Origin of the sequence: Brachyspira sp., from assembly GCF_050873525.1 — a bacterium.
Lineage (GTDB): Bacteria > Spirochaetota > Brachyspiria > Brachyspirales > Brachyspiraceae > Brachyspira.
Map to the genome: position 1 here is coordinate 1 of NZ_JBNMIZ010000164.1, position 5,987 is coordinate 5,987.

The window sequence follows — 5,987 nt, forward strand, 5'->3', positions numbered from 1 at the left end:
AATTGATCTTAGGAAAATATTATGGCTGAAAAACTTAATGTATTAAAGGCAAGAATAAAAGCTATAACGGGAACTCATAAAATAACGAAAACTATGGATATGATTTCGCGCTCAAAAACCGCAAAAATTCTTACGGTAGAGCAAGGAATGAGACCTTATACTCAAAAATTAAACAGAATAGTGGAAGAACTTTCGCATACCGACATCGAGCATTCGCATCCTTTGCTTGAAAAAAAGAAAAATATAAAAAATATAATTCTATTCGTTATAACTTCAACGCGGGGATTATGCGGTTCTTATAATACAAAAATTTTAGACGAAGCGATGGAAAGGATAAGACATCATCACAGGCATGGAAGAGAGGTTGAGCTGCATGTTTTGGGAAAGAAAGGCGAGGCTTATTTTGAAAAACAGAAAATTCCTATAGCGAGAAAATATCCGAGAATAGACGAAGAATCCACTTTTGACGATTGCGCCGCGGTAGTTCAAAGATTCATGTATGATTATTCAACCGATAAAGCTTCGAGAGTGGAAATAATATATACGCGATATTATACGAGAGTCGTTCATATTCCTAAAATAAAAAGTTTGATTCCAATGATTCCAGACGAAGAAGATATAGAAGGACATAAAAATAAAAAACAGCCCGAATATTTGATAGAGCCAGACAGAGATTCCGTTTTGAAAGAGGTTGTTCCGCTAGCGATAAAAACTTATTTCTTTTTTATGCTCACAACTTCTTTTTTATCCGAAAACGCAGAACGTTCGATAGCCATGAGAAACGCCACAGATAACGCCGAAAGACTTTTATCCGAACTTAAAAATAAGGCAAACAGAGCGAGGCAGGAAAATATTACAAACGAACTTTTGGATATTATTGGCGGTTCGGAAGCGGTCGATTAAATAAAAATAAATAAATTAAATAAAATAAACGAATTAACGATTGAAAAAAAATGAATTCTATTATAGAGTTATAACATAATAGAAAATAAATAAAATAATTAGTCGGAGATAAAAATGATAGTAGAACCTAAAATTTTAAATAATATATGCATTACCGCTCATCCTTTTGGCTGCAAAAAAGAAGTTGAAAATCAAATTAATTATGTGAAATCTCAGCCAAAAATAAAATCGAATGTAAAAAACGCTTTGATACTCGGAGCATCGGGAGGATACGGACTTGCAAGCAGAATAGCGATAGCCTACGGACTTGGCGCAAAAACGATTGGAGTGTCTTTTGAAAAACCCGCAACCGAAAGAAGAACGGCTACTCCAGGCTGGTATAATAACGAGGCTTTTAGCGAAATTGCAAAAAGAGACGGAATAGAAGAGAAAACTTTAATACTTGACGCTTTTTTAAACGCTTCAAAAGAGGAAGTTATAAAAGAAGCGAAATCTTTTTTTGACGGAAAAATAGATTTATTTATTTATAGTTTAGCCGCTCCCGTAAGAATGGACGAAAAAACGGGAATATTGCATCGTTCGACTCTTAAGCCTATCGGAAAAACTTATAACGGAATGGGAATAGATTTTATGACGGAAGAATTATTAAATGTTTCTATAGAACCTGCAAACGAAGAAGATATAAAAAATACTGTAAAAGTTATGGGAGGCGAAGACTGGAAATTATGGACTGACGCTTTGATTAACGCCGATTTGCTTTCCGAAAACGCGATAAATATTGCATATTCATATATAGGTCCCGAAATGACTAAAGCGGTTTATAGAGACGGAACTATTGGAAGAGCTAAAGACGATTTGGAAAAAACCGCGCATGATTTGGATAAAGAAATGCAGGAAAAAATAAAAGGGCATGCTTATGTTTCGGTAAATAAAGCCGTTGTGACAAGAGCGTCCGCCGTTATTCCGACAGTTCCTTTATATATTGGAATATTATTTAGAATAATGAAAAAGAAAGGACTTCATGAAGGCTGCATTGAACAGATGTATAGATTATTAAGCGAAAAATTATTTTCTGGAAATAATATTCCGCTTGACAGTGAAAATAGAATAAGACTTGACGACTGGGAACTAAAAGACGAAGTTCAAAAAGAAGTATTGGAAGACTGGAATAAATTAAATAAAGACAATGTAAAAGAATTGGCTGATATGACTTTATTTAGACATGATTATATGAATATGCATGGTTTTGAAATCGAAGGAATAGATTATAGTAAAGATGTTCAAATATAATTAATTTATTTTTAGTTTTATTTATTATTTAAAATGCGAAGTGATTTTTAAATAATTATTAGTTGTCATATTAGATATTCCAGATTCTTCCATTCTTAATATTAAATATCCTGCAGATTCGGAATACGCTTCTATCTCCCAATATAGCTTATCTTTATTTCTATTTACATATGGAGCGCTATATACGGCAAACTGATTATTATCAATTACTACGGGCAATTTTTCAGCAAAAATCTCGGTTAAATTATCATCAAGTTTTCTATCTTTATTTATGCCTCGATACCTTATGGTAACATTAGTTTTATCACCTTCTACAATATACTTTTTCATAACTGGTATAAGTGCAACTTACGATAATTAACGATAATAATATAAGTATATTCTTCATAAATAAACTCTTGATTTTCAAATGACTATGAATGTAATTGTATATATTTAATAAAAATTGTCAATAGTTTATGTAAAAATAAAATTCTATTTATAACAAAAAACCGTCCGTATTTATTACAGACGGTTAATTTTATTTAAGTTTTAATTATGCCAAAGACTTTTTAGCCGCTTCAACAACCGCTTCAAAAGCTTTATAATCTTCTATAGCCAAATTGGACAAAGCTTTTCTGTCGATTATAATATTCGCTTTTTTAAGTCCGTTTATAAATCTGCTATAGGATATTCCCAAAGGTCTGCAAGCCGCATTAATACGCAAAGTCCATAATCTTCGCATCATTCTTTTTTTCTGTCTTCTGTCTCTGTAAGCGTATTTTAATCCTCTTATTACGGCTTCTTTAGCCTGCTTCATCTGCTTGCTGTGAGAACCGTAATAGCCTTTAGCCATTTTTAATATTTTTTTAACTTTATGTTTTCTTACCGTTCCGCTGACCGCTCTCATTTTTATTCTCCTTATAAATAATTATCCGCCGTAAGGCATTAATCTCGGCATTTCCGCCATATTCGTATCGTCCGCTATTTTAGCTTTTCGATATTTTCTCTTCGTATCGGGTCTTTTATGCAAAAATTTATGACTTCCGAACGCATGAGCAAATTTTACTTTTCCGTTTTTGGAAAATCTAAATCTTTTTTTCGCTCCGCTTTTAGTTTTCAATTTCTGTCTCATAGTTTTTCCTCTTTTTAATTTTTTTTAATTTATTTATATTTTATTTATGCTCGTCTATACATATGATAAGTATGCATAGTTAGTGGGCTTAATTTATTCCTCTATATTTTCCCTGCTTTCGTTTTTATCCGCATCGGAAGAAGTCTTTTTAGTTTTATTAACGGGATTCAAAACCGCCGATAAATTTCGTCCTTCCATTTTTGGAGGTTTTTCCGTAGAGGCTTCGTTTTCCAAATCTTTTATGATTTTATCGACAAGGTCATGTCCAAATTCCGTATGCGCCATTTCCCTTCCTCTAAACATTATCGTAATTTTAACCTTATTGCCTTCGTTTAAGAATTCGCGTATATGCTTCATCTTAAAATTATAATCATGAACGCTTATCTGCGGGCGCATCTTAATTTCTTTAAGCTGCACAAGTTTCTGCTTTTTTTTAGCCTCTTTATTTTTCTTTTGAAGTTCGAATTTATACTTTCCGTAATTTATAATCTTACAAACGGGCGGATTCGCGTTAGGAACTATCTCCACCAAATCCGAATCTTCCTCTCGGGCAAGCGCAATGGCATCTTTAATATTCATTATGCCTAAACTTCCTTTTTTATCATGCACTACCCTGACTTCGCTCGCGGTAATAAACTGATTAATTCTCTCTCCGTCTCTTCTTACCGTTGCCATTACTACTCTACCTCATGTAGAAAATATAGAGTCATTCATTCTCTCCTTTGATTCTTTTTTAAGTTTTTCTACAAACTCCGTTAAATCTATATCTTTTATTTCTTTGGACGAACGAGTCCTAACGGATAACTTTCCGCTTGATAATTCGTCCGCTCCTATTATAACCGTATATGGAGTTCTTTGCAAGCGGTATTTTTTTATTTTAGTCCCCAAATTATCGTTAGTGTCGTCAATTTCAACTCTAAAGCCTTCCGCTTTCAAAACTTCTGCTATTTCTTTGATTCTATCTATTTGATTTTTATCGTTCAAAACATTTACTACCGCGACTTGCAAAGGCGATAACCATAAAGGAAATTTTCCGTTATAATGTTCGGTTAATATTCCAATAAATCTTTCCATCGAACCCAATATTGCTCTATGAAGCATAACGGGAGTATGTTTTCTTCCGTCTTTTCCTTCGTAGCTTATTTCAAATCGCATTGGAAGAGAAAAATCAACTTGTAAAGTTCCGCATTGCCAATTTCTATCCAAAACATCTTTAATATTAAAATCAATTTTCGGTCCGTAAAAAGCTCCGTCTCCTTCGTTGATTTTATAAGCGATATTTAATTTATCCAAAGCGTTAATCAAAGAATTTGTGGCAAGTTCCCAAGCCTCGTCAGTTCCTATTGATTTTTTAGGACGCGTGGAAACGAATATTTCAAAATTTTTAAATCCGAAATCTTTATAAACCGACAAATAATAATCTATCGTATTTATAATCTCATCCGCAAGCTGTTCTTCCATACAAAATATATGAGCATCATCTTGAGTAAAAGCTCGCACTCTAAAAAGTCCATGCAAAGCGCCCGAAAGTTCATGCCTGTGAACGAAACCCAATTCGGCGACTCTTAAAGGCAAATCTCTATAACTATGAATATTGGAATTATAAACGATTAATCCGCCGGGACAATTCATAGGTTTGATTGCAAATTTAGTTTCGTCAATTTCGGTAAAATACATGTTTTCTTTGTAATTATCCCAATGTCCGCTTCTATGCCATAAATCCTCGTTTAGAATCGCTGGAGTTTTTATTTCGACATATCCTCGTTTTTCATTTTCTTTTCTTATATAGGATTCCACTTCTTTATAAATAATCATTCCTCTTGGATGCCAGAAAGGGAAGCCTGGTCCTTCATCATGAAAGCTGAATAAATTTAATTCTTTTCCCAATTTTCTATGGTCGCGCTCTTTTGCTTCTTTAAGTTTTTTGAGATAATTATCCAAAGATTCCTTACTTTCAAAAGCCGTTCCATATATACGAGACAGCATTTTATTATTAGAATTGCCTCTCCAATAACTACCCGCAACCGACATGAGTTTATAAGATTTCAAATAGCCAGTAGAAGGAACATGTGGACCGCGGCATAAATCAATAAAATCTCCCTGTTCGTAAAATGAAACCCTATCGGCGTCAATATCTTCGATTATTTCCACTTTATAAGGTTCGTTATTTTTCTTAAAATATTCTATGGCGTCTTTTTTAGTCATTATTTTTCTTATTACGGGAATATTTTCTTTTATTATTTTTTTCATTTCCGCTTCGATTTTAGGCAAATCTTCGTCAGTAAAAGGTTTTTCCGTATCGAAATCGTAATAAAAACCGTCTTTAATCGCAGGTCCGATTGTCACTTGAACATTAGGAAATAATCTTTTAACCGCTTGAGCCATCAAATGACTTGTGGAATGTCTTAATATTTCAAGTCCTTTGTCAGTTGTCGTAAGTATCAATTCTAAATTTCCGTCAGCTTCGGGTTTGTAAGTTAAATCGACTTCCGCTCCGTTAAATTTAGCGGCGATTGCGTCTTTAGATTCTTTTTTAAAATTTTCTTTAACGAAGTCCAATAAAGAGACTCCTTCGGCTATATCGTAAGAATTCCCCAAAAAATTAATTTTTGACATTATACAGCGCCTCCTAGAAATCGATACTTTTTTAAAAATTTAATTTAGTTAAAGTATTTTAACA

The 5,987-nt window shown here is 33.2% G+C and carries 7 protein-coding genes; 2 read left to right on the forward strand and 5 right to left on the reverse strand.

Annotation, left to right across the window (positions count from 1 at the left end):
* Positions 1-21: 21 nt before the first annotated feature.
* Both atpG and fabV read left to right on the forward strand, forming a co-directional pair.
* Entirely contained in the window at positions 22-903 is an 882-nt protein-coding gene (atpG, locus tag ACR0QS_RS10075; RefSeq protein ID WP_432633318.1) for an ATP synthase F1 subunit gamma, read from the forward strand.
* 114 nt (positions 904-1,017) lie between these two features.
* Entirely contained in the window at positions 1,018-2,193 is a 1,176-nt protein-coding gene (gene fabV, locus ACR0QS_RS10080) for an enoyl-ACP reductase FabV (RefSeq protein ID WP_432633319.1), read from the forward strand.
* Between the two features lie 24 nt (positions 2,194-2,217).
* On the opposite strand, the gene ACR0QS_RS10085 is transcribed toward fabV, so the two are convergent.
* The 5 genes from ACR0QS_RS10085 to thrS form a co-directional block, all read right to left on the reverse strand.
* Positions 2,218-2,523 (reverse strand): hypothetical protein, encoded by a 306-nt coding sequence (locus tag ACR0QS_RS10085; RefSeq protein ID WP_432633320.1) that lies wholly within the window; start codon positions 2,521-2,523, stop codon positions 2,218-2,220.
* A gap of 205 nt (positions 2,524-2,728) precedes the next feature.
* Complete coding sequence (gene rplT, locus ACR0QS_RS10090; RefSeq protein WP_432633321.1) at positions 2,729-3,082, reverse strand: 50S ribosomal protein L20; 354 nt, start codon at positions 3,080-3,082, stop codon at positions 2,729-2,731.
* A 21-nt stretch (positions 3,083-3,103) separates the two neighbouring features.
* Entirely contained in the window at positions 3,104-3,307 is a 204-nt protein-coding gene (gene rpmI / locus ACR0QS_RS10095) for a 50S ribosomal protein L35 (RefSeq protein WP_137999387.1), read from the reverse strand.
* Positions 3,308-3,400: 93 nt separating this feature from the next.
* Positions 3,401-3,982, reverse strand: a complete 582-nt coding sequence (infC, locus tag ACR0QS_RS10100; protein WP_432633322.1) for a translation initiation factor IF-3 — start codon at positions 3,980-3,982, stop codon at positions 3,401-3,403.
* A 12-nt stretch (positions 3,983-3,994) separates the two neighbouring features.
* The gene (thrS, locus tag ACR0QS_RS10105; protein WP_432633323.1) at positions 3,995-5,923 is read right to left on the reverse strand and encodes a threonine--tRNA ligase; all 1,929 of its coding nucleotides are present in this window, start codon (positions 5,921-5,923) and stop codon (positions 3,995-3,997) included.
* Positions 5,924-5,987: the final 64 nt, after the last annotated feature.